The organism is Streptomyces sp. 8N616, assembly GCF_052246385.1.
Lineage (GTDB): Bacteria > Actinomycetota > Actinomycetes > Streptomycetales > Streptomycetaceae > Streptomyces.
In genome coordinates this window covers 104,314-130,001 of record NZ_JBQQBY010000005.1, presented here as the reverse complement: position 1 = coordinate 130,001, position 25,688 = coordinate 104,314, and the positions used below count along the sequence as shown (strand labels likewise).

General features: G+C 67.9%; 18 protein-coding genes. 5 read left to right on the top strand and 13 right to left on the bottom strand.

Annotation, left to right across the window (positions count from 1 at the left end; all coding sequences use genetic code 11):
• Positions 1-83 precede the first annotated feature (83 nt).
• Together ACTWQC_RS06345 and ACTWQC_RS06340 are read left to right on the top strand one after the other, a co-directional pair.
• A complete protein-coding gene (locus ACTWQC_RS06345; protein ID WP_443314540.1) occupies positions 84-1,304 on the top strand; it encodes a thiolase family protein in 1,221 nt (406 codons plus the stop codon).
• On the top strand, positions 1,301-3,430 hold the full coding sequence (locus tag ACTWQC_RS06340; protein WP_443314539.1) for a 3-hydroxyacyl-CoA dehydrogenase NAD-binding domain-containing protein: 2,130 nt from the start codon (positions 1,301-1,303) through the stop codon (positions 3,428-3,430). The genes ACTWQC_RS06345 and ACTWQC_RS06340 overlap by 4 nt, the downstream gene beginning before the upstream one ends.
• A 113-nt stretch (positions 3,431-3,543) precedes the next feature.
• On the opposite strand, the gene ACTWQC_RS06335 is transcribed toward ACTWQC_RS06340, so the two are convergent.
• The 8 genes from ACTWQC_RS06335 to ACTWQC_RS06300 all read right to left on the bottom strand — a co-directional run bounded on the left by ACTWQC_RS06335 (position 3,544) and on the right by ACTWQC_RS06300 (position 14,100).
• Complete coding sequence (locus ACTWQC_RS06335; RefSeq protein ID WP_443314657.1) at positions 3,544-5,043, bottom strand: amino acid permease; 1,500 nt, start codon at positions 5,041-5,043, stop codon at positions 3,544-3,546.
• A gap of 188 nt (positions 5,044-5,231) precedes the next feature.
• Positions 5,232-7,166, bottom strand: a complete 1,935-nt coding sequence (gene dxs / locus ACTWQC_RS06330) for a 1-deoxy-D-xylulose-5-phosphate synthase (protein WP_443314538.1) — start codon at positions 7,164-7,166, stop codon at positions 5,232-5,234.
• A 180-nt stretch (positions 7,167-7,346) separates the two neighbouring features.
• Positions 7,347-8,615 carry a sugar ABC transporter permease gene (locus ACTWQC_RS06325; protein WP_443314537.1) on the bottom strand — a complete coding sequence of 423 codons (1,269 nt, stop codon included), beginning with the start codon at positions 8,613-8,615 and terminating at the stop codon, positions 7,347-7,349.
• Complete coding sequence (locus tag ACTWQC_RS06320; protein WP_443314536.1) at positions 8,612-9,400, bottom strand: ATP-binding cassette domain-containing protein; 789 nt, start codon at positions 9,398-9,400, stop codon at positions 8,612-8,614. Before ACTWQC_RS06320 ends, ACTWQC_RS06325 begins: the two co-directional genes overlap by 4 nt.
• 236 nt (positions 9,401-9,636) lie before the next feature.
• A complete protein-coding gene (locus ACTWQC_RS06315) occupies positions 9,637-10,722 on the bottom strand; it encodes a substrate-binding domain-containing protein (RefSeq protein WP_443314535.1) in 1,086 nt (361 codons plus the stop codon).
• Positions 10,723-10,842: 120 nt separating this feature from the next.
• On the bottom strand, positions 10,843-12,042 hold the full coding sequence (locus tag ACTWQC_RS06310; protein ID WP_443314656.1) for an ROK family transcriptional regulator: 1,200 nt from the start codon (positions 12,040-12,042) through the stop codon (positions 10,843-10,845).
• Positions 12,043-12,247: 205 nt separating this feature from the next.
• Entirely contained in the window at positions 12,248-13,171 is a 924-nt protein-coding gene (locus ACTWQC_RS06305) for a carbohydrate ABC transporter permease (protein ID WP_443314534.1), read from the bottom strand.
• On the bottom strand, positions 13,171-14,100 hold the full coding sequence (locus tag ACTWQC_RS06300) for a carbohydrate ABC transporter permease (RefSeq protein WP_443314533.1): 930 nt from the start codon (positions 14,098-14,100) through the stop codon (positions 13,171-13,173). Before ACTWQC_RS06300 ends, ACTWQC_RS06305 begins: the two co-directional genes overlap by 1 nt.
• A 260-nt stretch (positions 14,101-14,360) precedes the next feature.
• Between ACTWQC_RS06300 and ACTWQC_RS06295 the strand changes: the two genes are divergently transcribed.
• Positions 14,361-15,563: an RNA-guided endonuclease InsQ/TnpB family protein gene (locus ACTWQC_RS06295; protein ID WP_443314532.1), complete on the top strand. Its 1,203-nt coding sequence runs from the start codon at positions 14,361-14,363 to the stop codon at positions 15,561-15,563.
• Between the two features lie 35 nt (positions 15,564-15,598).
• Here ACTWQC_RS06295 and ngcE read toward each other — a convergent pair whose 3' ends face one another.
• On the bottom strand, positions 15,599-17,047 hold the full coding sequence (gene ngcE, locus ACTWQC_RS06290; protein ID WP_443314531.1) for an N-acetylglucosamine/diacetylchitobiose ABC transporter substrate-binding protein: 1,449 nt from the start codon (positions 17,045-17,047) through the stop codon (positions 15,599-15,601).
• A gap of 488 nt (positions 17,048-17,535) precedes the next feature.
• Between ngcE and ACTWQC_RS06285 the strand changes: the two genes are divergently transcribed.
• A complete protein-coding gene (locus tag ACTWQC_RS06285) occupies positions 17,536-21,369 on the top strand; it encodes a GH92 family glycosyl hydrolase (RefSeq protein WP_443314530.1) in 3,834 nt (1,277 codons plus the stop codon).
• A 289-nt stretch (positions 21,370-21,658) separates the two neighbouring features.
• Here ACTWQC_RS06285 and ACTWQC_RS06280 read toward each other — a convergent pair whose 3' ends face one another.
• Positions 21,659-22,321, bottom strand: a complete 663-nt coding sequence (locus ACTWQC_RS06280) for an O-methyltransferase (protein ID WP_443314529.1) — start codon at positions 22,319-22,321, stop codon at positions 21,659-21,661.
• Between the two features lie 172 nt (positions 22,322-22,493).
• Here ACTWQC_RS06280 and ACTWQC_RS06275 point away from each other — a divergent pair, with 172 nt between their 5' ends.
• Positions 22,494-23,021: a TetR/AcrR family transcriptional regulator gene (locus ACTWQC_RS06275; protein ID WP_443314528.1), complete on the top strand. Its 528-nt coding sequence runs from the start codon at positions 22,494-22,496 to the stop codon at positions 23,019-23,021.
• Positions 23,022-23,124: 103 nt separating this feature from the next.
• On the opposite strand, the gene ACTWQC_RS06270 is transcribed toward ACTWQC_RS06275, so the two are convergent.
• The 3 genes from ACTWQC_RS06270 to ACTWQC_RS06260 all read right to left on the bottom strand — a co-directional run bounded on the left by ACTWQC_RS06270 (position 23,125) and on the right by ACTWQC_RS06260 (position 25,656).
• The gene (locus tag ACTWQC_RS06270; protein ID WP_443314527.1) at positions 23,125-23,679 is read right to left on the bottom strand and encodes a hypothetical protein; all 555 of its coding nucleotides are present in this window, start codon (positions 23,677-23,679) and stop codon (positions 23,125-23,127) included.
• Between the two features lie 172 nt (positions 23,680-23,851).
• On the bottom strand, positions 23,852-24,412 hold the full coding sequence (locus ACTWQC_RS06265) for an N-acetyltransferase (protein WP_443314526.1): 561 nt from the start codon (positions 24,410-24,412) through the stop codon (positions 23,852-23,854).
• Positions 24,409-25,656, bottom strand: a complete 1,248-nt coding sequence (locus tag ACTWQC_RS06260; protein ID WP_443314525.1) for a Tat pathway signal protein — start codon at positions 25,654-25,656, stop codon at positions 24,409-24,411. The genes ACTWQC_RS06265 and ACTWQC_RS06260 overlap by 4 nt, the downstream gene beginning before the upstream one ends.
• Between the last annotated feature and the right edge of the window lie 32 nt (positions 25,657-25,688).

Here is a 25,688-nt window from a genome sequence, read left to right as displayed (position 1 = left end):
CCGTCGCGGGCAGCTCCGCACCGCGGAGCGGCCACCGCGGCGAGCGGCCCCGTGCCCCGCTTAAGCATCAGGAGGAGAGCCAAGTGCCTCGTACCGCTAGGGACGTCGTCTTCGTCGACGGCGTCCGCACCCCGTTCGGCAAGGCGGGCCCGAAGGGCATCTACCACGAGACCCGGGCCGACGACCTGGTCGTCAAGTGCATCCGCGAGCTGCTGCGCCGTAATCCGGACCTGGACCCGGCCCGCATCGACGAGGTCGCCATCGCCGCGACCACGCAGATCGGTGACCAGGGCCTGACCCTCGGCCGTACCGCGGGCATCCTCGCCGGTCTCCCGCAGTCGGTCCCCGGCTACTCCATCGACCGCATGTGCGCCGGTGCGATGACCGCCGTCACGACCACCGCCGGCTCCGTCGCCTTCGGCGCGTACGACGTGGTCGTCGCGGGCGGTGTGGAGCACATGGGCCGCCACCCGATGGGCGAGGGTGTGGACCCCAACCCGCGCTTCGTGTCGGAGAAGCTGGTCGACGAGTCCGCCATGTTCATGGGCATGACGGCGGAGAACCTGCACGACCGCTTCCCGCACATCACCAAGCAGCGCGCCGACGAGTACGCGGTGCGCAGCCAGGAGAAGGCCGCCAAGGCGTACGCCAACGGCAAGATCCAGCAGGACCTGGTGCCGATCTCCGTGCGTCGTACGAACGCCGAGGCGGGCGAGACCGGTTGGGGCCTGGCCACCGCGGACGAGCCGATGCGCCCGGGCACCACGCTGGAAAACCTGGCGGGCCTCAAGACCCCGTTCCGCGCGCACGGCCGGGTCACCCCGGGCAACGCGGCCGGTCTCAACGACGGCGCGACCGCCTCCCTCATCGCCGCCGAGGACGTGGCCCAGGAGCTCGGCCTGCCGGTCAAGATGCGCCTGGTGTCGTACGCCTTCGCGGGCGTCGAGCCCGAGGTCATGGGCATCGGCCCGGTCCCGTCGACCCAGAAGGCCCTCGCCAAGGCCGGGCTCTCGATCGACGACATCGGCCTGTTCGAGATCAACGAGGCCTTCGCCGTCCAGGTGCTGGCCCTGCTCGACCACTACGGCATCGCCGACGACGACCCGCGCGTCAACCAGTACGGCGGCGCCATCGCGTTCGGCCACCCGCTCGCGTCCTCCGGCGTCCGGCTGATGACGCAGCTGGCCCGGCAGTTCGAGGAGCAGCCGCACGTCCGCTACGGCATCACCACCATGTGCGTCGGCTTCGGCATGGGCGGCACCGTGATCTGGGAGAACCCGCACTTCGAGGGGGCAGGCAAGTGACCACCACCGCCGAGCTGTTGAAGGGCGCCGCAGAGCTCTTCCCCGACGAGGTCGTGACGCAGGCGCACGTACGCCACCTCGACCTCCCGCAGGGTGCTGGGCGCTTCGCGCTCATCACGCTGGACAACGGCCTGGACCACACCAAGCCGACCACCTTCGGCCCGCAGTCGCTCGCCAACCTCAACACGGCGATCGACCAGGTCGAGAAGGAGGCCGCGGGCGGCGACATCGTCGGTGTCGGCATCACCGGCAAGCCGTTCATCTTCGCGGTCGGCGCCGACCTCAAGGGCGTCGAGCTGCTGAAGCGCCACGAGGACGCGCTCGCCATCGGCAAGGGCGGCCACGACGTCTTCAAGCGCCTGTCCACGCTCGCCGTGCCCACCTTCGCGTACTACAACGGCGCGGCGATGGGCGGCGGTGTCGAGGTCGGCCTGCACTGCAGCTACCGCACCGTGTCCAAGGCGCTCCCGGCCTTCTCGCTGCCCGAGGTCTTCCTCGGCCTCGTCCCGGGCTGGGGCGGCTGCACGATCCTGCCGAACCTCATCGGCGCCGACCGCGCGGTCTCGGTCATCATCGAGAACTCGCTCAACCAGAACAAGCAGCTCAAGGGCAAGCAGGTCCACGAGCTGGGGATCGCCGACGCCATCTTCGAGGGCGCGGACTTCCTGGAGCAGTCCCTGATCTGGACCGCTTCGGTCCTCAAGGGCGACGTCGAGGTCGTACGCCCCGAGGTCGACCGCGGCGAGGCCTGGGACCAGGCCGTCGAGCGCGGCCGGCTCATCGCCGACGGCAAGGTGCACGGCGCCGCCCCGGCCGCCTACCGCGCGCTGGACATCATCGCGGCCGCCAAGAACGGCGACCTGCGCCAGGGCTTCGACGCCGAGGACCAGGCCCTCGCCGACCTCATCATGGGCGGCGAGCTGCGCAGCGGCATCTACGCCTTCAACCTCGTGCAGAAGCGCGGCAAGCGCCCGGCCGGCGCGCCGGACAAGAACCTGGCCCGGCCGGTCACCAAGGTCGGCGTCGTCGGCGCCGGTCTGATGGCCTCTCAGCTGGCCCTGCTCTTCGCGCGCCGCCTCGAGGTGCCGGTCGTGCTGACCGACATCGACCAGGAGCGCGTCGACAAGGGCGTCGGGTACGTCCACGAGGAGATCGACAAGCTGCTGCTCAAGGGCCGCGTCAGCCAGGACAAGGCCAACCGTCTCAAGGCGCTGGTGACCGGCACGCTCGACAAGGCCGCGGGCTTCGGCGACGCGGACTTCGTCATCGAGGCCGTCTTCGAGGAGATGGGCGTCAAGCAGAAGGTGTTCGCCGAGGTCGAGGCGGTCGTGCCGGAGCACGCCATCCTCGCCACCAACACCTCCTCGCTGTCGGTCACCGAGATGGCCTCGAAGCTCAAGCACCCCGAGCGGGTCGTCGGCTTCCACTTCTTCAACCCGGTGGCGGTCCTGCCCCTGCTGGAGATCGTCCGGGGCGAGAAGACCGACGACGCCTCGCTGGCCACGGCCTTCGGGGTCGCGAAGAAGCTGAAGAAGACCGCGGTCCTCTGCAAGGACGCCCCGGCCTTCGTGGTCAACCGGATCCTCACCCGCTTCATGGGCGAGATCCAGAACGTCATCGACGAGGGCACCCCGGTCGCTGTCGCGGAGAAGGCCGTCGAGCCGCTCGGCCTGCCGATGTCCCCGCTGGTGCTGCTGGAGCTGGTCGGCCCGGCCATCGGCCTGCACGTGTCGGAGACCCTGCACGGCGCGTTCCCGGACCGGTTCACCGTCTCCAAGAACCTGGCCGCCGTGGTCAAGGCCGGCAAGCGCGGCTTCTACGTCTACGACTCCGGAAAGCCGGAGCTGGACCCGGAGGTCGCCGCGCTGCTGGTCCAGGGCGACACCGTCCTCACCGAGGAGCAGGTGCGCGCCCGCGTGCTGGAGGCCGTCGCCCAGGAGATCGGCCTCATGCTGGACGAGGGTGTCGTCGCCGAAGCCCAGGACATCGACCTGTGCCTGATCACCGGCGCCGGCTGGCCCTTCCACCTGGGCGGCATCACGCCGTACCTGGACCGCGAAGGCGTCTCGGAGCGGGTGAACGGCAAGAGGTTCCTGGAACAGGGCGTCGCCAGCGTCCCGGCGTAGGTCCCGGCGTAGCCCGCGCCCCGTACAACGGGCGGCGCCCGCCCGCGGTTCGACTCCGCGGGCGGGCGCCGTCGCGTTTCCCGGTGGCCTCCCTCCGGGCGCGCGCTGCAGCGCTACAGGTTCGGCGGGTGCATCCGGCTGTGCGACCGGCTGTAGAGGAAGTAGATGACGAAACCGGCGATCATCCATCCGCCGAACCGCACCCAGGTCTCGGCCGGGAGGTTGATCATCAGCCACAGCGAGGCGCACACCGAGGCGATCGGCAGCAGTGGTACCCAGGGCGTACGGAATCCACGGGGCAGATCGGGACGGGTCCGGCGCAGGACGATCACGCCGATCGCCACGAGGAGGAAGGCGAAGAGCGTGCCGATGTTCACCAGCGTCGCCAGCTCGGTGATGCTGGTGAATCCCGCGATGATGGCGATGATCACGCCGAGCAGGATCGTCGAGCGGTACGGCGTGGCGTAGTGCGGGTGCGTCCTGGAGAAGAACCTGGGGAGGAGCCCATCGCGGCTCATCGCGAAGAACACCCGGGTCTGGCCGAGCAGCAGAATCATGCACACCGTGGTGAGACCGACCGCGGCGCCGAAGCTGATGGCGCCCGCGTACCACGGGTGACCGGTGTCCTTGAAGGCATCGGCCAGCGGAGCGTCCACGCTCAGCTGGTCGTAGCGCTGCATGCCGGTGACCACGATCGACACGGCGACGTAGAGGAGCGTGCAGATGAAGAGCGAGCCGAGGATGCCGCGTGGCATGTCGCGCTGCGGATTCCTGGTCTCCTCGGCGGTCGTCGCGACGATGTCGAAGCCGATGAAGGCGAAGAAGACCACGGCGGCGGCCGTGAAGATGCCCTGGACTCCGAAGGACGAGGGCTCGTAGCCGAACATGAGCTGAACGAGCGGCGCGTTGAGACCGGACACCTCGGCTGATGGCGTCGCCTCGGGGATGAAGGGGTCCCAGTTGTCGACGACGATGAAGAAGGACCCCGCGATGATGACGATCAGCACCACGGTCACCTTGATCGCGACCACAATCGCCGTGAGGCGCGCCGACAGCTTCACACCGATGGTCAGGATCGCCGTCAGCAGGAGCACCAGCAGGAAGGCCAGAAGGTCGAACCCGAAGCCCTCCGCCACGTCGGGGCCCGACCACTCATCCGGCAGATGCCAACCGACGTTGTCCATCAGCGAACGCACATATCCGGACCAGCCGACGGCGACCACGGCGGTGCCGAGCGCAAACTCGAGAATCAGGTCCCAGCCGATGGTCCAGGCGGTCAGCTCGCCGAGCGTGGCGTACGAGAAGGTGTACGCGGATCCGGCCACCGGCACCGTCGAGGCGAATTCGGCGTAACAGATGGCCGCCAGGCCGCACACCACGCCGGCGGCGACGAAGGCGAGGGCCGTCGCGGGGCCCGCCGTGTTCCTGGCGACCGCTCCCGTCAGGACGAAGATGCCGGTGCCGATAATCGCGCCGACGCCGAAGACCGTGAGGTCGAAGGCGGACAGCGTTTTGCGCAGCCCGTGTTCCGGCTCCTCCGTGTCGAGGATGGACTGCTCCACCGACTTGGTCCGGAAGTAGCTTCCGGCGCTGCGGCTTTTCGGTTCCTGCATGCTCACCGTCGCACCTCCACGCGCGCACTCGTCCGGGCCATGCTTCTCGTACCCGTGGGGCAGGGGAGGGAGTACACCGTCGGGGACTACGGGAATCACCCGATGGGGTGGTGAGCGGTACAGCGCGCTGGGCCGGTCGGCGTACCCGTACGGGTTTCCGACCGGCCCAGGGGATGCTGCGGACATCGTCAGTCGCGAGCGGCCTCGGCGGGTTCGTCTCCGGTCGGCTCGTCCTCGTACCGCCCGTCGAGCTTGGCGACCAGGCCAGTAACCTGGCGGGCGATGTCCGGCGCCGTCAGCCCGATATCGGCCATGACCTCCTTGCGGGAGGCGTGGTCGAGGAAGCGCGGCGGGATGCCGAAGTCGCGCAGCGGCACGTCCACACCGGCGTCGCGCAGCGCCTGGGCGACCGCGGATCCGACGCCTCCGGCACGGCCGTTGTCCTCGACGGTGACGACGACCCGGTGCTGCTCGGCGAGCGCGGGCAGCTGCTCGTCGACCGGCTTGACCCAGCGCGGGTCGACGACGGTGGTGGAAATGCCCTGCTTGTCGAGCAGATCGGCGATCTCCAGGCACATGGGGGCCAGCGCGCCGACGGAGACCAGCAGGACATCCGGACGGGCCGTGTCCTCGGACGGCTTGCGGAGCACATCCATGCCGCCGATCCGGCCCAGCGCCTGGACGGCGGGTCCGACGGCGCCCTTGGAGTAGCGGACGACGGTCGGGGCGTCGTCGACCTCGACGGCCTCGCGCAGCTGGGCGCGGAGCTGGTCGGCGTCGCGCGGCGCAGCGATCCGCAGCCCGGGCACGACCTGAAGGATCGACATGTCCCACATGCCGTTGTGGGAGGCGCCGTCGGTGCCGGTGATCCCGGCCCGGTCCAGGACGAAGGTGACCCCGCACCTGTGCAGGGCCACATCCATCAGGACCTGGTCGAAGGCGCGGTTGAGGAAGGTCGCGTAGACGGCGACGACCGGGTGCAGACCTCCGGTGGCCAGGCCCGCGGCCGAAACCGCCGCGTGCTGCTCCGCGATACCCACGTCGTATACGCGCTCGGGGAAGGCCTTCGCGAACTTCTGCAGGCCGACGGGCTGCAGCATGGCCGCGGTGATGGCGACGATGTCCGCGCGCTCCTTGCCGAGTTTGACCATCTCCTCGCCGAACACCGAGGTCCAGTCGGCGCCTGAGGCCGCGACCGGGAGGCCGGTGTCGGGGTGGATGACGGGCACGGCGTGGAAGCGGTCGGCCTCGTCCTGGGCGGCGGGCTGGTAGCCGCGGCCCTTCTCCGTCAGGCAGTGGACGATGACCGGGCCGCCGAAGCGCTTGGCGCGCTGCAGCGCCGACTCCAGGGCCTCGATGTCATGGCCGTCGATGGGGCCGACATACTTCAGGCCGAGATCCTCGAACATGCCCTGCGGGGCGATGAAGTCCTTCAGGCCCTTCTTGGCGCCGTGCAGAGTCTCGTACAGCGGCCTGCCGACGACCGGGGTCCGCTCGAGGATGTCCTTGCCGCGGGCCAGGAAGCGCTCGTAGCCGTCGGTGGTACGGAGGGTCGCGAGGTGGTTGGCCAGGCCGCCGATGGTGGGCGCGTAGGAGCGCTCGTTGTCGTTGACCACGATGACGAGCGGGCGGTCCTTGGCGTCGGCGATGTTGTTCAGCGCCTCCCAGGCCATGCCGCCGGTGAGGGCCCCGTCGCCGATGACCGCGACGACATGGTCGTCCTTCTCCAGCACCTGGTTGGCCTTGGCGAGGCCGTCGGCCCAGCCGAGGACGGTCGAGGCGTGGCTGTTCTCGATGACGTCGTGCTCGGACTCGGCGCGGGAGGGGTAGCCGGAGAGGCCGCCCTTGGCCCGGAGCCTGGAGAAGTCCCGACGGCCGGTGAGCAGTTTGTGGACGTAGCTCTGGTGCCCGGTGTCGAAGAGCACCTTGTCCTTCGGGGAGTCGAAGACGCGGTGCAGCGCGATGGTCAGTTCGACGACGCCCAGGTTGGGTCCGAGGTGACCGCCCGTCTTGGAGACCGCTTCGACCAGGAAGGCGCGGATCTCCGCGGCCAGCCGGTTCAGCTGCTCCGGGCCGAGCCGGTCCAGATCGCGCGGTCCCGTGATGCGGGTCAGCAACTCCACCCGTGCCTCCTTGCAGTCGAGCTGTGCCTGTCGTGCTCTGCCGGTCCGTCGAGTCTAATGTTCCGCCCGTGGCGGCATGGCACGGGCGGTGCGATCTACGTCACGCGGATGGACCAGGACGCGCGTGTGCCCGGCACCACGGGGATGCCGGGCACACGCGCGCGTGAAGCGGCCGGGTCGTCAGGTGCGGCCGGCCGACTTCTGGGTCCTGCGGGAGACCGAGTCGATCACGACCGCGGCGAGCAGCACCGCGCCGGTGATCATGAACTGGATCTCGCTGGCCATGCCGAGCAGGTTCAGGCCCTGCTGGATCGACTGGATGACCAGCATGCCGAGCAGCGCGGACCAGATCTTGCCGCGTCCGCCGAAGAGGCTGGTGCCGCCGATGACGGCCGCCGCGATCACGTTCATGAGCGTGTTGCCCGCGCCCAGGCTCTTGGTCGCGCCGCCGGACAGGCTGGCAATGAACAGGCCGCCGACGACCGCCAGGAGACCCGCGATCACGAAGACGGTGATGCGCACCTTCTCCACGTTGATACCGGCGCGGCGAGCGGCCTCGGCGTTGCCGCCGACCGCGAAGATCTGCCGGCCGTAGGTTGTGCGGCGGACCACGAAGTCGCAGAAGACCAGCACCACCAGGAAGATCACCAGCGCCAGCGGGAGACCGCGCGACTGGTTCAGCTCGTACGCCGCGACGAAGGCGAGGGCCGCGACGACGACCGTACGCAGCACGATCTCGCTGAGCGGGCGGCCCGGCAGCCCGGCGGACCGCCGGCGGCTGCTGTCGAGCATCATCGAGCCGAGATACGCGACGCACGCGACGAGAGCCAGGCCGTACGCGGCGGCGACGTCCTCGAAGTAGTAGTTCGTCAGCTGGTCGACGATGCTGCCGCTCGGCGTGTTGATGCTGCCTTCCTGGCCCATCAGCCAGATCTGCAGACCGCTCCAGCCGAGGAATCCGGCCAGCGTGACGACGAAGGCGGGCACGCCGACCTTGGCGAAGAAGAAGCCGTGGATGCCGCCGATGACCGCGCCTGCGGCGATGGCGATCAGCACCGCGAGGCTGTCGCCCATGTGGTGGGTGACGCTGAGCACCGCCCAGATGGCGGCGCCGACACCGGCCACCGAACCCACGGACAGGTCGATCTCGCCCAGCAGCAGCACGAAGACGATGCCGACGGCCATGATGCCCTGGCCCGCGACATAGATGCTGATGTTGCTGAGGCTGTCGGCGGACAGGAAACTCTCGTCCAGCGACTGGAAGATGACGCCGATGACGATCAGGCCGAGGACGACGGGGATCGAGCCGAGCTCACCGCCGCGCACCTTGCGCTTGAACTCGGTCAGGTAGCCCTTGAGGCCCTGCTCGCGGACGAGGAGACGCGGGTCGACAGCGGGGATCGGGGCCGCGCTGTCGTCGATCACCTGCGGGGTCTTCGTATCGCTCACTGTGCTGCCTCCGCGGTGCGCGCCTGACGGCGGGTCACGGCGTTGTCCGTGGCGCCGGTGATGGCGGCGATGATCTCTTCGTGGGAGGTGTCCCTGACGGGGAAGACACCGTTGTTGCGGCCGAGGCGCAGCACCGCGACCCGGTCCGCGACCGCCTTCACATCGGCCATGTTGTGGCTGATGAGGATGACGCCGAGGCCGCGCTCGCGCAGCCGCTCGACCAGGTCGAGGACCTGCGCGGTCTGCTCGACACCGAGGGCGGCGGTCGGCTCGTCGAGGATGACGACCTTGGGCTCGCCGATCAGGGCACGGGCGATCGCGACGACCTGGCGCTGACCGCCGGAGAGGGACGCGATCGGGATGCGCACGCTGGGGATGCGGATCGCCAGGGTGTCGAGCAGCTCCTTGGCGCGCTTCTCCATCGCGACCTCGTCGATGACGCTCGCGCGGCGCACCTCGTTGCCGAGGAAGAGGTTGGCGACGACGTCGAGGTTGTCGCAGAGGGCCAGGTCCTGGTACACGGTGGCGACGCCCAGGTCCTGGGCGTCGTGGGGCCGGTTGATGGCCACCGGCCGGCCTTGCCACTCGATGGCCCCCTCGTCGATCGGGTGCACGCCCGCGATCGTCTTGACGAGGGTGGACTTTCCGGCGCCGTTGTCGCCGACGAGGGCGACCACCTCGCCGGTGTGGATCTCCAGGTCGACATCGGTGAGCGCCTGGACGGCGCCGAACCGCTTGGAGACCCCGCGCAACGCCAGCACGGGCGTAGCGGACACGTGAATCATCTCCTTCGCCGCCTCACCGGCGGGGGGTTCCGCGCAGTTGAGAATGCGCGGGGCGGAGGGGGTACCCCCATGCCGTTCAGGCTATGGGGGAGCGAGAGCAAGAGGGCTACGGGGATTGTCCGGCACCCGCCCCACCGGCGGGGGTGGAGGCGGGGCGGGTGCCGGACGGGCTTGCCGCCGTACGGCCAGTCGGCTTACGGCCAGGGGCCAACAGCCAGTGGACGTACGGGCACCGGCTACTGGATGCCGGCTTCCTTGCATGCCTTGGCGAAGTCGGCCGTGCAGATCTTCTCCGCCGTGTAGACCTGGTCCTTGATGATCGTGTCGTTGATGTTGTCCGAGGTCACGATCTGCGCGTCGTAGAGCCGGGCCGGGATGGCCTTCTTGCTCTTGCTGTCGACCTTCTCCGGGGTGATCGAGGCGATGTCCTCACCGTTGAGGAGCTTGACCGCGATCTCCGCCGTGGTCTCGGCCTCCGGCTTGATGCCCTTGTAGATCGTGAAGGTCTGGGAGCCCGAGAGGATCCGCTGCAGACCGGCGAGTTCGGCGTCCTGGCCGCCGACCGGAACGTCCTTGACACCGGCCGACTTCAGGGCGGTGATGATGCCGCCCGCCATGCCGTCGTTGGCGGAGTAGACGGCGTCGAAGCCGGTCTTGCCGAGGGAGGTGATCGCTGCGGCCATCTTCTTGTTGGCCTCGTCCGGCGACCAGTCCGGGATGTCCTGCTCGTAGACGACCTTCTTGACCTTGCCGTCGAGGACCTTGTGCGCACCGGACTTGAAGAGGCCGGCGTTGGGGTCGGTCGGCGAGCCGTTGATCATCACGACGCGGCTGTCGGCGGCCTTGTCGCCGAGCGCCTTGAGCACGCCCTCGCCCTGGAGCCGGCCGATCTTCTCGTTGTCGTAGGAGACGTAGGCGGAGATGTCACCCTCGGCCAGGCGGTCGTACGCCACGACCTTGACGCCCTTCTTGGCGGCCGAGTCGACCCACGACTTCGTCGCGGTGGCGTCCACCGCGTCCAGGATGATGACCTTGACACCCTTGGTGATCAGGGCGTCGAACTGCTTCTTCTGGGTCTCGGTGTCCTGGTTGGCGTTGTTGTACGCGACGTCGCAGTCCTTGCAGAGCGACTTGATCTTCTTCTCCATGATCGGCCGGTCGAAGGTCTCGTACCGGGTCGTCTTGTTCTCCGGCAGGAGAAGACCGATCGTCTTGTTGTCGCTGTCGCCACTGTCGCTGCCGGCCTTGCCACACGCGGCCATGGACAGGGCCATGGAGACCGCGGCCGTACCGATCACAACGCGACGCATCGTTGCGTTCATCTAGGAACCTCCCTGACGAGGCCGCGTCGTTGCGGCCGAGGTGGCTGGAAGTCAACTCGGCCGCCAGCTGAGCGTCAAGAAGTAAATCCTTAACGAGATGGCAACGGTGCCATTCGTTATCTAAGTGAAGGCGGGTGCCTGCGCCGACGGGGATCCATCCAAAAGGGATGAATCGCCCATTTCATTGAGCACGAGTGCGAGCGCGCCGAGCACTTCGGCACGGCCGCCGAGAGCCCCTGGAACGATGGACAACTGCCGTGCCGCGCTGGGGATCGCGTAACGCGCGACCGACTCCCGGATGGGCGCGAGCACCAGCTCTCCGGCCTCCGCGAGATCCCCGCCGAGCACCACCCGGCTGGGGTTGAGGAGGTTGCACAGATTGGCGACCCCGCTGCCGATGTGGCGGCCCACGTCGCCGACGACCCGGCGGCAGCCCGGATCGCCCTCCCGCGCGAGCTGCACCATGCGCTCCACGGTCAGATCCGGCCCGTGGCTGGAGCGCAGCAGCCCGAGGACGTAGCGGGCCGCCGTGAAGGTCTCCAGGCAGCCGCGGTTGCCGCAGCGGCACACCGGTCCCGACTCGTCGAGCGTGATGTGTCCGATCTCCCCGGCCGTGCCGCCGGGGCCCCGGTAGATCTGCCCGTTGATCACCAGACCGGCGCCGACACCGCTGGCGACCTTGATGTACGCGAGGTCCTTCACCCCCCGGCCACTCCCCCAGACCAGCTCGCCGAGGGCGCCCAGGTTGGCGTCGTTGTCGACGTGCACCGGCACGCCGAGCCGGCCCGTCAGCTCCTCGCGCGGGTTGGTGCCGGCCCAGCCGGGCAGGATCGCGCTGGAGCCGAGGGTGCCGGACTCGACGTCGATCGGGCCCGGTACGCCGAGCCCGATGCCGATGACCTTGCCCTGGCTGATGCCGGTCGCCGCGATCAGCCGGCTGACCAGGCTCTCCGCGCGGTCGAAACCCTGCGCCGCCGAGGCGTCCACGTCCAGCGGCTCGGCCTCCTCGGCGAGCACTTGGTGGGCCAGGTTCCCGACCGCGACCCTCAGGTGGGTATGGCCGAAATCCACGCCGACGACGATTCCGGCGTCCCCGCTGAGGGAGACGCTGCGCGCCCGCCTGCCGCCCGCCGATGTGGGCGTGACCTGGACCGTTCCACCGTCCTTGAGCTCGCGGACGATATTGGAGACCGTGGCGGCGGACAGCCCGGTGCTCCGGGCGATCTCCGCCTGAGTGAGCGAACCGGCCAGCCGCACCGCGCGGACGACCCGCTCCAGATTGGCCCGGTGCAGCGACGACTGCGATCCCGGAGTCTCCACCACGGTCTGATCACTCCCAGCTGGGGGCAGGACGGGGCCGCGACGCTGGGGACCCCGTCGTGTACAACATGTGAACTCTAAGATGAGCCCTCCAGGTTGTCTCCCGTCAAGACCTTGAGCGGCGGAGGCATCGAATGAGCGCCATCACACGTAGAAACTCGTACGGGCCCCGGACGCCGGCCCGTACGAGTTGTCGTGCACGCGCTTACTTCAGGGCGCCGGCCGTCAGGCCCGCGACCACCTGGCGCTGGAAGATGATGTACGCCGCCAGGACCGGCAGCATCGCCATCACCAGGCCGGCGAAGAGCCCCGACCAGTCGCCCTTGTAACCCTGGCTGACCGCGAGCTGGACCAGACCCTGCTGGAGGACCTTTTTGTCCGGGTCCGTATTGAGCACCGTCGGCAGCATGTACTGGTTCCACTGACCGAGGAAATTGAAGATCCCGACGCTGATCAGGCCGGGCTTGGCCATCGGCAGCATCACCTGGAAGAAGGTACGGGTGTGCGAGGCGCCGTCCATGAACGCCGCCTCGGCCACCGATGTCGGCAGGGTCCGGAAGAAGGCGGTCATAAAGAACACCGTGAACGGCAGCGAATACGCGATGTAGACCAGGACGAGGCCGTGCAGCGTGTTCAGCAGGCCCATGTTGTTCATGACGTAGAACAACGGGACCAGCGCCAGAATGATCGGGAAGCTCATCCCGCCGATGAAGAGGAAGTAGATGAAGCGATTCCCGGGGAATTCGAAGCGCGCCAGCACGTAGGCGGCCATCGAGCCGAGCACCATCGTGCCGATCAACGAGCCGCCCACCACCAGAATGGTGTTGAGGAAGTAGTCGCTCATGTGCGCCTGGGACCAGGCTCGCGACCAGTTTCCGAATTGCAGCGAGGAAGGCAGGCTCCACGGTGAAGTGAAGATCTCCCGGTCCGTTTTGAAGGACGTCATCACGGCCCACAGCAGGGGCATGGCGACCATGAAGGCCCAGAGAACCAGCATCCCGTGCGAGAAGACGTTCAGGACCGTCCCCTCGCGGCCCTTCTCCCCCGGGCCGGCCGGAGCCGGCTTGGTCGTGTCCACCGGCGAGTGCTCGCCGCTGACGTCCGCGGGAGGAGTGTCGGTGGCCTTCATCAGTACTCCAGCCGCTCGCGCCGGCCCAGTCGCATCACGAGGGCCGCGAAAGCCAGCGTGATGACGAGCAGGGCCACACCGATGGTCGTTGCATAGGCCGCCTGGCCGTCACGGAATGCCTTGACGTACACATACAGCGGCAGAACCGTCGTGGAGTAGTCGGGACCGCCGCCGTTGGGGCCCACGGTCATGATCTGCACGATCGCGAAGGACTCGGCGCCGAGCGCCAGAATTCCCATATAGACCCAGCCCGACTGCACGGTGTCCCAGAGCAGCGGCAGGGTGACCCTGAAGAACGTCGTGACGCGGCTCGCGCCGTCCAGCAGTGCCGCCTCGTAGAAGTCCTTGGGAATGGAGGACATTCCGGCGGAGAAGAGCACCACGAAGAATCCGACGGTGCACCAGACCAGGACCGCCATCACACACCAGAGGGCGAGGTCGGGGTCTCCGAGCCAGTCCGGCTGGACGCTGCCGAGCCCCACCGCCTCCAGCGCCGAGTTGAGCGCGCCGCTGTTGGGGTTGTACGCGAACCGGAAGAGCAGGGCGACGATCGCGATCGAGAGCACCTGCGGGAAGAAGTACACGATTTTGTAGAAGGACGAGCCGCGCACGCCGGCGATGGCGGCGCCTTTGCGGCGCCGCCCGCCGACGTTGATCATGAACGCGAAGAACAGCGCGAGGCTGAGCGTCACCAGCGGCAGCAACAGGACGAATGTCACGCTGTGTTGCAACGACTTCCAGAAGACGTCGTCGTCCAGCATCCGCTCGAAGTTGCCGAAGCCCACCATCTCGAATTCCGGGCTCAGCCCCGTCCAGTCCGTGAACGAGTAGTAGATGGACTGGACGAACGGCCATATGACGAAAAGCACATATATCGCCATAGGAGCCGCCAGGAATCCCACGATGAACCGGTACTTACCGTGCTGCATGGTTACCGACCCCGATCTTCCTGCGGGTGCCGCCGCTGGTGCTGACGTGCGCTCACCGGGTACTTCCGAGGATGCCCTGGACCTCCAAGCCGGGGTGGGGTACCTCGCGCTTGCGGGTGAGAATTCGGACTCCTGCGGAGCAGGGCAGGGGAAGCTGAGTCGCTACCAGGGCGATTCAGCGTACGCCCGCCGTCGTGATAAAGCGGGCCACATCGTGTGAGAGCTCTCAACTACCGTACCTCGCAGCTAGGTTGGTCATCATGACGACACCGCAGCTGGCCGAGCACGCCATGCACGCTCGGTACACATACCGGCTTCGTGTGTCGTCCACCGCCCAGGCCAAGTTGATGGCGGAGTGGGGGCGGTGCCGTTGGGTCTGGAACGAGTGCGTGGCCCGTTCGAAGAAGGCCCACCGCAAGGGGGAGAAGTGTGGCCCTGCGACGCTGGACAAGATGCTGACCAAGGCCCGGCGGATCACGCCCTGGCTGCGCGAAGGCTCGTCGGTTCCTCAGCAGCAGATCATCCGGGACTTCAGCACGTCGCGCACCAAGGCCCTCAAGGACATCCGGGATCGCCTGCCGATCCGGCAGCGGGCCGGCATGCCCAAGTGGAAGAAGAAGGACAAGGCGGACCCGACGCTGAACTACACCCGGCGCGGGTTCCGCCTCAAGGCCGGTCGCCTGCACCTGGCGGGCGGAATCGTACTGACAGTCGTCTGGTCGCGGGACCTGCCCACCGATCCCAGCTCGGTACGGGTGTACCGGGACAACCTCGGCCACTGGTACTGCTCGTTCGTCGTCCCCACCCAGACCGAGCCCCTGCCCGAAACCGGCGCGGTGATCGGCATCGACTGGGGCGTGAAGGAGACCGCGACCACTACCAGCAACGACCACGATCTTCCCCATGCCGAGCACGGGCGGAAGGCCGCCAAGCGGCTGGCGTACTACCAGCGGATGATGTCCCGCCGCGAACGCCCCAGGGGCAATGCCCAATCCAAGGGCTACCGACGGGCGCAGCAGCAGGCCGCGAAGCTGCACAGGAAGATCGCTAAGCAACGACAGGACAGCGGCCGCAAGTGGGCCAAGCGCGTCGTCCGCGACCATGATGCGGTGGCGGTCGAAGACTTCCGGCCCAAGTTCCTCGCTAAGACGTCGATGGCGCGCAAGGCCGCGGACGCCGCCATTGGCGCGACCAAGGCGGCTCTGGTGGAGATGGGCCGCAAGCACGGGCGCGATGTCCGCCTGGTGCCCCCTGCGCACACCACCATGGATTGCGCACAGTGCGGAGCGAGAGCCAAGCACGCACTACCTCTTTCCGAACGTACCTACACCTGCACCGCGTGCGGAGCTGTGTCCCCCAGGGACAAGAACTCCGCCCGCGTGGTGCTGGTCCGGGCTGGTCTGAACCCGGCTGGTGCCGATCGCATAAGACTCGATCGTCAGCTTGGCAACCGAGCAGCGTGAGCCAGGAATCCCCTCCCCTTCAGGGAGGGGAGCATTCAATGGTGCTTGTAGTGCTTGATCGAGTCGTCCTTGGCCGCCTCGTCGGCGAAGCCCTGAATCTTCTTGATCGCCTCGGCGGGAGTGAGGCGGCCGGCCATCAGCTCGCCGAGGCCCGCGACACCGATCTTCTCCTTCTGCAGGGCCACGTACCAGTCCTGGAGGCGGGGGTTGAGGATGTTCTCCCCCGCCTTGTCCAGGGCGGCGGTCGCGGAGGTGAGGCCGGGCGGCAGGGTCAGCCCGTCGGTGCCGCCGTTGAACGACGTCAGCGACGAGACCAGCTTGGTGAAGTTCTTCGACTGCGCCTCGCTGAGCATGATGCGCAGCTGCTCCATGGCGCCGTCGGGATTCTTCGCCTTGGCGGGGACGATGAACGGCTCGCCGCCGGAGGCCCACAGCGTGCCGAAGGGCATCTTGTCCGAGCTGTCCAGGCTGGACGGGGCCGCGACCCGCATCTCGAAGTCCTTCGGGGTGGTCTTGCTCGCCTCGTTCTCCACCCAGGAGCCGTTGGGGATGAAGAGCGCCTTGCCCTCGTTCCATGCGGTCTGGGACTCGATGTGGTCCAGGCCTGGGGTGCCCTTGAGGATGTAGCCCTTCTTGTAGAGCTCGTAGTACGCCTCGAAGGCCGCCTTGACCGCCGGGTGCTTCCAGGCGTTGGGCTCGAGGTTGTCGATCGCGTCGAGGACCTCACGGCCGCCGATCTTGCCGATGAAGGGGTAGAGGCTGAAGGGGATGTAGTACGGGTGTTTGCCCGCGTATGTCCAGCCCGCAATGCCCTTTTTCTTTGCCTTCGCGCAGACCGCGAGCATGTCGTCCCAGGTCTCCGGGTACTCCGCGTCGAGCTTGTCGAGCGCGGTCTGCGAGTACCACACGCCGTACACGGTGTAGGCGTAGTAGAGGATCCAGACCGGTTTGCCGTCGAACTGGCCCATCTCGGCCACGCCCGGCCGCAGCGTGTCGCGCACCTTCTTGCTCGGGTCGTCGATGGACGGGGCGTCCAGCAGCGGGGTGAGGTCGGTCAGCTGGTCCTTGCCGACGAGGACGCCCATATCCATCTGCTCGGCGCCGGAGTTGTCGATGAGGTCCGGCGGGGTGCCGCCGTTGAAGCGCGGCTGCAGGACGGACTGGATCTTCTGCGTGGCCGAGTGCTTGACCTTCGGGGCCTTAGGGAAGGCCTTGTTGTACTCCTTCTCGGCGTCCTTGGCGTACTGCTCGCCGAAGCCGCCGTCGAAGATGACGACCTCGAGAAGCGCCGTCTCGTTGACGCCCAGCGGGTTCGTGTCGCTCTTCTTGCCCTTTTCGACCTTGTTGTCACCGCCGCTGTCGCTGCTGGCACACGCGGACAGGAAGCTCATCGTCGGGACGGAGATCAGGCCGATTGCCGCGGAACGCTTGATCAGATCGCGACGGCCGAAACCGTCAGGGTTGTGGGCGGAGGTGGATCCCATGCTCAAGTCCTCGCCTTCTCCAGGACTCAGGCGGTGTGCCGGTTGCCCGAACGTCAACGCCTGAAGGCGAAGGGCCCCGCCACCGCGGTCATATTGAAGCTGGGTTCGTGCAGGGTGCAGCGGAACGGCTGGAATACCCGGCAGTTGATGCGCTTACGCCTCCCCACCGTCGCCCTCCGCTCCCCCCGGAGCCCGCAGCCGGTGCCAAACGGCTGGGGCAGACGCCGACAGGTATAGTCCACTTCCCGTGGGGCGGGCAAGATCGAATGCAGCATTCGTCGGCAGTCTTTCCCGAGTTGAGACCTCGGGGAAATGCGGCAGGACGCCCTCCGGATAAATCGGGGCCGAACCACACCCTTCGGACGTGTTTTGATGGCCCGTCGGAGTGGAATGCCCAACTCCCTTGACACCACCGGCCCCATCAACCATTACTTATTTTTGCGCAACCAGGTTGACAACGTTGTCTAGATCGTTGGAGGGGCTGGCCGATGGAGCGCAGACGATGGCGCAGGCTCGGACGTACGGTCGCCCTGGTAGCGGCCGTCGTACTGGCCGCGACGACCCAGGGCTCGGCGGTGGCGCTCCCCCGCGAGCCCGAACGGGCGTCACAGGAATTCGCCTCCTCCTTCGAATCGGATGACCCTCAGCCAACTTGGAACAATACCGTCGAAACCGGCCCTGACGGCAAGAAAAAGTCCTCAGGTGTCGACGGTGGTGACACTTCCGGCATTCCCGGCAATGTGACGGACAAGGTGACCGAGGTCCGCGCCAGCGCGGAGAACACCGATGCCGGCGAGATCAAGGAAAATCTGGTCGACGGCGAAATCACCACCAAATGGCTGGCCTTCGAGAAGACCGCCTGGCTCGAGTTCGACCTGGACGAGCCGGTCAAGGTCGTACGGTACGCCCTGACCTCGGCCAACGACGCGGCCGGGCGCGACCCGAAGGACTGGACCCTCAAGGGCTCGAACGACGGCTCCAACTGGAAGGACCTGGACACCCACGAGGGCGAGGTCTTCGAGAAGCGCCACGAGACCAAGGAATACGGCTTCGAGAACACCGAGGCGTACCGGCACTACCGGCTCGACATCTCCCGCAACGCCGGAGACGACATCACCCAACTCGCCGAAGTGCAGTTCTCCAACGGGGACACGAGCGAGCCCGCGCCCTCCGACATGCGCACCCACGGCGACCGCGGCCCGTCAGGCGGCCCCACCGCCAAGGCCAACGCCGGCTTCACCGGCACCCGCGCCCTGCGCTACGCGGGCACCCACCAGGCCGAGGGCCGCGCGTACTCGTACAACAAGGTCTTCGACGTCGACACGGCCGTAACTCCGCAGACCCTGCTCTCGTACCGGATCCATCCCTCCATGGGCGACACCGACCTCAGCTACCCGGCGACCCATGTCTCGCTCGATCTCGCCTTCACCGACGGCACCTATCTGAGCGACCTCGCCGCCGTCGACCAGCACGGCGCCCGGCTCACCCCCCAGGGCCAGGCGGCCTCCAAGACCCTGTACGTCAACCAGTGGAACCACAAACAGTCCCGGATCGGCCAGGTCGCCGCGGGCAAGACCATCGACCGGATCCTCGTCGCGTACGACTCCCCCAAGGGTCCCGCGAAGTTCCGCGGCTGGGTGGACGACGTGTCCATCGCGCCCGCGCCGCCGGAGAAACCGCTGGCCCATCTCTCGGACTACGCGGTGACCACACGCGGCACCAACTCCAGCGGCAGCTTCTCGCGCGGCAACAACTTCCCCGCCACCGCGGTGCCGAACGGCTTCAACTTCTGGACGCCGGTGACCAACGCCGGCTCCACCAGCTGGCTGTACGAGTACGCCCGCGCCAACAACTCCGACAACCTCCCCACCGTCCAGGCCTTCGGCGCCAGCCATGAACCCAGCCCCTGGATGGGCGACCGGCAGACCTTCCAGCTGATGCCGTCCACCGCCTCCGGCACCCCCGACGCCGACCGCAAAGCCCGGGCGCTCCCCTTCCGCCACGAGAACGAGACGGCCCGCCCCCACCACTACGGCGTCACTTTCGAGAACGGCCTCAAGACCGAGATCGTGCCCACCGACCACGCCGCGATGATGCGATTCACCTTCCCGGGTGACAACGCGAGCGTCATATTCGACAACGTCAACAACTCGGGCGGGCTCAGCCTCGACCCCGACAGCGGCGTCGTCACCGGCTACTCCGACGTCAAGAGCGGCTTGTCCACCGGCGCCACCCGGCTGTTCGTCTACGGCGTCTTCGACGCTCCCGTCAGCGACAGCGGCAAGCTGCCCGGCGGCGGAGGCAAGGACGTCACCGGCTTCTTCCGGTTCGACCCGGGCGCCGACCGCACGGTCAACCTCCGCCTGGCCACCTCCCTGATCGGCGTCGACCAGGCCAAGGCCAACCTCGCGCAGGAGATCGGGGCCTCCGAATCCCTCGAGTCGGTCAAGGCCCGCGCCCAGGCGGCCTGGGACGACATCCTCGGCGTCGTCGAGGTCGAGGGCGCAACCCACGACCAGCTCACCACCCTCTACTCGAACCTCTACCGGCTCTACCTGTATCCGAACTCCGGCTACGAGAACACCGGCACCCGTCAGAAGCCGAAGTACCAGTACGCCAGCCCCTTCTCTCCTCCCGCGGGCGAGAACACCCCGACCCGCACCGGCGCGAAGATCGTCGACGGCGAGATGTTCGTCAACAACGGCTTCTGGGACACCTACCGGACCACCTGGCCCGCGTACTCCCTGCTCACCCCCGAGCGAGCGGGGAAGATGGCCGACGGCTTCGTCCAGCAGTACAAGGACGGGGGCTGGATCTCCCGCTGGTCCTCGCCCGGCTACGCCGACCTGATGACCGGCACCAGCTCCGACGTGGCCTTCGCCGACGCCTACCTCAAGGGCGTGGATCTCGACGCCGAGGCCGCGTACGAGGCCGCGCTGAAGAACGCCACCGTCGCCCCGCCGTCTCCCGGCGTCGGCCGCAAGGGCATGGAGACCTCCGTCTTCCTCGGCTACACCAGTACGGAGACCCGCGAGGGCATGTCCTGGGCGCTGGAGGGCTATCTCAACGACTTCGGGCTCGCCCAGATGGGCAAGGCGCTCTACGCGAAGACGAAGAAGGCGCGCTACAAGGAGGAATCTGCCTATTTCCTGAACCGCGCCCAGAACTACGTCAAGCACTTCGACAAGGGCATCGGCTTCTTCCAGGGCAAGGACGCCGACGGCGGCTGGCGGCTGAAGCCCGAGAACTACGACCCGCGCGTCTGGGGCCACGACTACACCGAGACCAACGGCTGGAACTTCGCCTTCACCGCTCCGCAGGACACCCGCGGGCTCGCCAACCTCTACGGCGGCAAGGCGGCCTTCGGCAAGAAGCTCGACACGTTCTTCTCCACCCCCGAGACGGCCGACCCCGACTTCGCCGGCTCCTACGGCGGCGTCATCCACGAGATGACCGAGGCCAGGGACGTCCGGATGGGCATGTACGGGCACAGCAACCAGGTGTCGCACCACATCACGTACATGTACGACGCGGCAGGCCAGCCGTGGAAGACGCAGGAGAAGGTCCGCGAGGTGCTCTCGCGGCTCTACCTGGGCAGCGAGATCGGCCAGGGCTACCCGGGCGACGAGGACAACGGCGAGATGTCCGCGTGGTACGTCTTCGGCGCGCTCGGCTTCTACCCGCTGGTGATGGGCAGCCCCGAGTACGCGATCGGCTCCCCGCTCTTCACCAAGGCGACCGTGCATCTGCCCGGCGGCCGCGACCTGGTCGTCAAGGCTCCGCGCAACAGCGCGCGCAACGTCTACGTCCAGGGCGTGAAGCTCAACGGCAAGCCATGGAACTCCACCGCGCTGCCGCACTCCGCCATCGCCGGCGGCGGCACGCTGGAGTTCGCGATGGGCCCGAAACCGTCGAAGTGGGGCACCGGCAAAGACGCCGGTCCCGGTTCCATCACCCAGGGCGACCAGCCGCCGTCCCCGATGGACGACGTGACGGAGAAGGACGGGACCGAGCTGACCGACAACACCTCGACGACGACCCGGTCCTTCACTTCGGCGGACCTGAAGGGGAAGTCCGCGTCCCGCGTCGCGTACTACACCCTCACCTCGGCGGACCGCGCCAAGGCCCCGCAGGGGTGGGTGCTGAAGGGCTCACGCGACGGTGAGAACTGGACCGAGCTGGACAAGCGCTCGGGCGAATCTTTCGCGTGGGACCGGCAGACGCGGGCTTTCGCGGTCGGCCACCCCGGCTCGTACGCGCATTACCGGCTGGAGCCGGTGGGCGGGGCGGCCACGCTGGCGGAGGTCGAGCTGCTGTCCTGAGGCGCAAGCGCCCTGTGGGGAGGAGGGCCGGGCCCCCGGGCCCTCCTCCCGAACCATTCGGCACGCGTGCCAACGTCCCACGCATCGGTCCCGCCCCGGAACCTGCGGAGCGGGCCGATGTGATTTCCGGATCTCGGATCAGGAGGTGCGCAGCGCCCAGAGCCCGGTGCGGATGCGAGGGGCCGAACGGGTCCCCGGCTCCGGGCGCTCGGCTGGGCTGAGGGTCACAGCGGCCCCCACAGCTGCGGGGAGGCTGGGTGGGGACCGTGGCTTCCGGTTCGTATGCCGCTCACGAGAGGCGGCAGCTGATCTCCATGCCGTCCTCGACGGGGAAGGTCACGCTGTGATAGCCGTTCGCGGGGGTACGCACGTAGCTCAGGTAGGACTGCAGACTGGTCAGGTTGACGTCGTCGGCCACGACGAGGGTGCCGGGCGTCAGGCGCGGTTCGAGCAGGCGAAGGACGGGCAGGCACAGGTCCTTCCAGCCGTCGAGCAGGACGAAGTCCACGGAACCGTCGATGCCGCTGAGGGTCTCACAGGCGTCTCCCTCCAGCACCGTGATGACATCGTCCAGACCGGTCTCGGCGAATGTGCGGCGGGCCGCGGCGATCTTGTGCTTGTTCAGTTCCGTGGTGATGACCCGTCCGGCGCCGTTGTCCTGCACGGCCGCGGCCAGGTACAGCGTGGAGATCCCGAACGAGGTGCCGAACTCGATGACGGTCGTCGGCCGAATAGCGCGGACCAGGTTGTAGAGCAACCGCCCACCAACGGCGGAGATCGGCATGTAGATCTGCGCCGCTGCGTCAGCGTGCTCCTGCGGTGCGGTGGGCATGGCGCCCCCATGCTCGGCCCGTAACCGGGCCGCGGTGGCGTCGTCGTCTGCTGCGTGCGCGAACATCCGGTCGAGGGCGGCCTCGACCCGGGGGTCGGCAAGTGTGTACCTGGTTGTCATGCGAGCCAGAGTAGACGCACCGTTGCGTCTAGTCTAGGGTGGATTTCTGTTCCGGAACGAAGGAGGCGACATGCGGCGTACAACAGCAGCCGGCGAGGAGAGCGCCACCGGCCGATCGGGGCCGCGTCACCGTGGCAACCGGTACGGACGCAGCGAAAGGGCCCGGCAGGCGGTGCTGGAGGCGGCCGACGATCTGCTCGTCGAGAAAGGGTTCGCGGGCGTCACGATGGAGGGCATCGCGGCGAGAGCCGGTGTCGCCAAGCAGACCATCTACCGCTGGTGGAACACGAAGACCGACGTGCTCGTGGAGGCCTTCCTGCAGGACATGACCGAGGAGCTGCGCCCGCCCGATCACGGTGACATCGCCCGCGATCTACGCGCCTACCTGCACCAACTGGCATGCTTTCTCAGCCAGTCCGATGCCGGAGCCGTCTTCAAGGCCTTGATCGCGCAGACGCAGCACAATCCGGTGTTCGCGGAGGACTTCCGCGGCAGATACCTCGACGAACAACGCCGTCACGACCGCCTGCCACTGGAACGCGCCGCACGACGTGGCGAGCTGCCCGCCGGCATCGACATCGCGGCCGAGACCGACCAGCTCGTGGGACCTGTCTACTACCGCGTCCTGGTAACGAACGAGCCGATCGGCCGGGACTTCACCGACCGGCTCGTCGACTCGTTTCTGCGTCGCATGCGCTAGGCGTGCAGCGAGGTGGTTCCCCACCGCAAGGGCGTCATGGGGGTGGCCGCTGCCCACCGCCTGCGGTGTCTCGCCCCCTCGGGTGCGGCCCGGACGCGCAGGGTCAGCGCTGGTAGAGCTGCCACATGGCCAGCTCGTCATCATGCGCGCGCAGGCGCTCGACCGCCTCCGCGGGAGTGCGCTGCTCGGTGAGCTCGTAGAAGAGGAACAACGGGGCGAACACGCTCGTGTAGCCGAACGGCGCTCCGCGCGGGGCGATATAGATGCCGGCGCCGGCGTCTAGGAAGGCGTCAGCAAGCGCGGTATCCCCCGTGTCGCAGCCGGTGACGAGCGTGACGCTGCCCGGCAGGTGGAAGTGCTTGCGCACCTGGTCCGGGCCGACGGCGCCGTTGAACGCCTGGAATCGTGCCAGTTCCTCGGCGAGGTCGTCCATGAGAATGCGTCCCTCGTCGCGGTGGCAGGACACGATCACGTACGGCGCGATGGGCCGACTGCCGTCCAGTGCCGACACCAGGTGGCGAGGCTGGCCAACCTGTAGGTAGCTCACCCGGGCACCGAGCACTTCCAGCCCATCCCGCAACGGCCGCGCGAACCCGTCGTCGATGTCGATCAGGTCGATCTCGGTCCAGGCCAGCCGACCGGCCTGAATCTCACGCACCCGCGACGGACTGCTGCGTCGCCAGCCACTCGGCCTCTTCGTTGGACGTCACTCATCCACGATTCCTCGGCAACGACTGCCACGAGTGGCCTTCCCGAATGTCCGTGAAACTCATAAGAGTTGGCAGCAGCCACGCCACGGCATCGCCCCCGCTGGGTTTCGGGTCGCCGGATCAGGAGGTGCGCAACGTGCGCATCATGGATGCGAAGACCGGGGAGTCGGGGAACGGCTGCTGCGTCCCGATCTGCTCGTAGCCCCACGCCTCGTAGCGGGCCTTGAGCCTCCCGTCGCTGAACAGCGGGTTCACCAGGAGCGTGACGCGCTCCTCGGACCGGCCGGAGATCAGCTCCTCGTGGATACGGTGGGCCACGTCCGTGCCGCGCCAGGGCTTACGTACGACGACCTCGTTCAGGGCCAGGGTGCGGGTGCCCGTCTCGGTGGTATAGCCCTCGGGCAAGGCTTCCCTCATGGCTTCCCACCAGCGGGTTTTGGGCCCGAGCGGGGTGGCGTAGGCGAAGCCCACGGCTTCTTCCTCGGCATAGCCGATGACAGCTTCCCAGCCCGGGGCAGAGGAGTGGCTGGTCAGCCGCTCGTTGAACCGCTCCACGGAATAGAACGGGCGCTCCAGGAGGCCGAAGTCGCCACGTACCGCGGCATGGATGTCCAGAAGGAGCTGCCGCACATCATCCACGTTGGTGACGTGGCGGAACGTCAGAGGAGCGGGGGTGGTCACGCGGTGGTCCTCCTATGGCTTCGGGTGTAGTCGGTCCATTCGCGGGCCTGGGCGGTGCCCGAGGCAGTGCCTTGCAAGCGGTCGCCGAAGCGATCGAGGAGGCGACCGACACGTCCACCCCGTTGGGCGATGTCGCCGGGGACGGCCTTGGCAGCGACCAACGCGGGCTCCAGTGCTCCTTGACCAAGCTGGGCATGGGCCAGATGGGCGTTGGCCAAGGCGCGGTTGCGCAACAGGTTGGGGCGGAGCTGAGCCAGATTCCGGTGTGCGTGCGCCTCGGCGTCCTCCCAACGGCCGAGAGTGAAGTTGGCGATCAGCGCCAACAGCTCCATTTCAGCCTGGTCGTAGAAGCCCATCCACGGGGGGCGGGATGCGCTCAGGTCGGCTCCGTTCAGGGCGTCCTGCGCGTGCGCGAGGCTGCGCAGCGTCGCAGTCGGGTCGCCCAGGTCCGCGTGGCTAACGGCCATACGGGCGTGGGTGAGCGACGCGTACAGAGGGTCACGGCGGGTGATGCTTGCCGAGCGTGCGGCTTCGGCCGCGGCCATGGCGTCGGCGTTCCGGCCGAATTGCCGGTACAGGGCCCCCGCGTGGCCCCATACGCGGACCTGGATGGCAGAGTCCCCCGAGAGGCCCGCCAAGGTCACAGCGTGGTTCAGGTGCTGCTGTGCGACGTCCAGGCGGCCACCGTCGATGGCGGCCCACATGGCGCTGGAAGTGAAGGAGGCCGCGGTGGCATAGAGATGACCGCGTACACGCTGGCTTATCGTGCCGTGTTGCTGCAGGTTGAGCACCTCTCTCGCCATGTTGGCTGCGCGGCGTTCCAGGTCGATCGTGCCGCCGTGTCGGTTGTCGTCGGCGACGATTGCGCCCAGCTTGGCATTGAGGCGTTCCACGTCGGTCATGCCGACGCGCCGGGGCGTGGAGGTCGCCGCCGTTGTGGTGGCGGTCAGTGCCGCACCGGTAGTGGCAGTGATGAACCTGCGGCGGCGCACGGGGCCCTCGTCTTCAGGTGGCGCTGTTACGGCTGGCGGGTTTCCTCGGCGATGAAACCCTAATTGCGGGGCGGTACGGCCGGTGACCGCTTCCAGGGCTACCCGCTGGCGGGCCTGGGGCAAGGATGCCTCACCGGACAGCCAGCGGAACACGGTCCGTTCGGAGACGGATCCGTGCTTGCCGGTCAGGTTGCCGATCTCGTCGTTGACCTGCTCGGCGAGTTCGAGCGCCGTCACCCTGTGCTCGGCCATCCACGCCGCCAGAGCCTCATTCCTGGTCCGTG

Coding starts and splice junctions, on each gene's coding strand:
- ACTWQC_RS06335 (WP_443314657.1), bottom strand. CDS start 5,043: ATGCAGGAACCGAAAAGCCGCAGCGCCGGAAGCTACTTCCGGACCAAG.
- ACTWQC_RS06320 (WP_443314536.1), bottom strand. CDS start 9,400: ATGATTCACGTGTCCGCTACGCCCGTGCTGGCGTTGCGCGGGGTCTCC.
- ACTWQC_RS06315 (WP_443314535.1), bottom strand. CDS start 10,722: ATGAACGCAACGATGCGTCGCGTTGTGATCGGTACGGCCGCGGTCTCC.
- ACTWQC_RS06305 (WP_443314534.1), bottom strand. CDS start 13,171: ATGAAGGCCACCGACACTCCTCCCGCGGACGTCAGCGGCGAGCACTCG.
- ACTWQC_RS06300 (WP_443314533.1), bottom strand. CDS start 14,100: ATGCAGCACGGTAAGTACCGGTTCATCGTGGGATTCCTGGCGGCTCCT.
- ACTWQC_RS06295 (WP_443314532.1), top strand. CDS start 14,361: ATGACGACACCGCAGCTGGCCGAGCACGCCATGCACGCTCGGTACACA.
- ngcE (WP_443314531.1), bottom strand. CDS start 17,047: ATGGGATCCACCTCCGCCCACAACCCTGACGGTTTCGGCCGTCGCGAT.
- ACTWQC_RS06285 (WP_443314530.1), top strand. CDS start 17,536: ATGGAGCGCAGACGATGGCGCAGGCTCGGACGTACGGTCGCCCTGGTA.
- ACTWQC_RS06280 (WP_443314529.1), bottom strand. CDS start 22,321: ATGACAACCAGGTACACACTTGCCGACCCCCGGGTCGAGGCCGCCCTC.
- ACTWQC_RS06260 (WP_443314525.1), bottom strand. CDS start 25,656: ATGGCCGAGCACAGGGTGACGGCGCTCGAACTCGCCGAGCAGGTCAAC.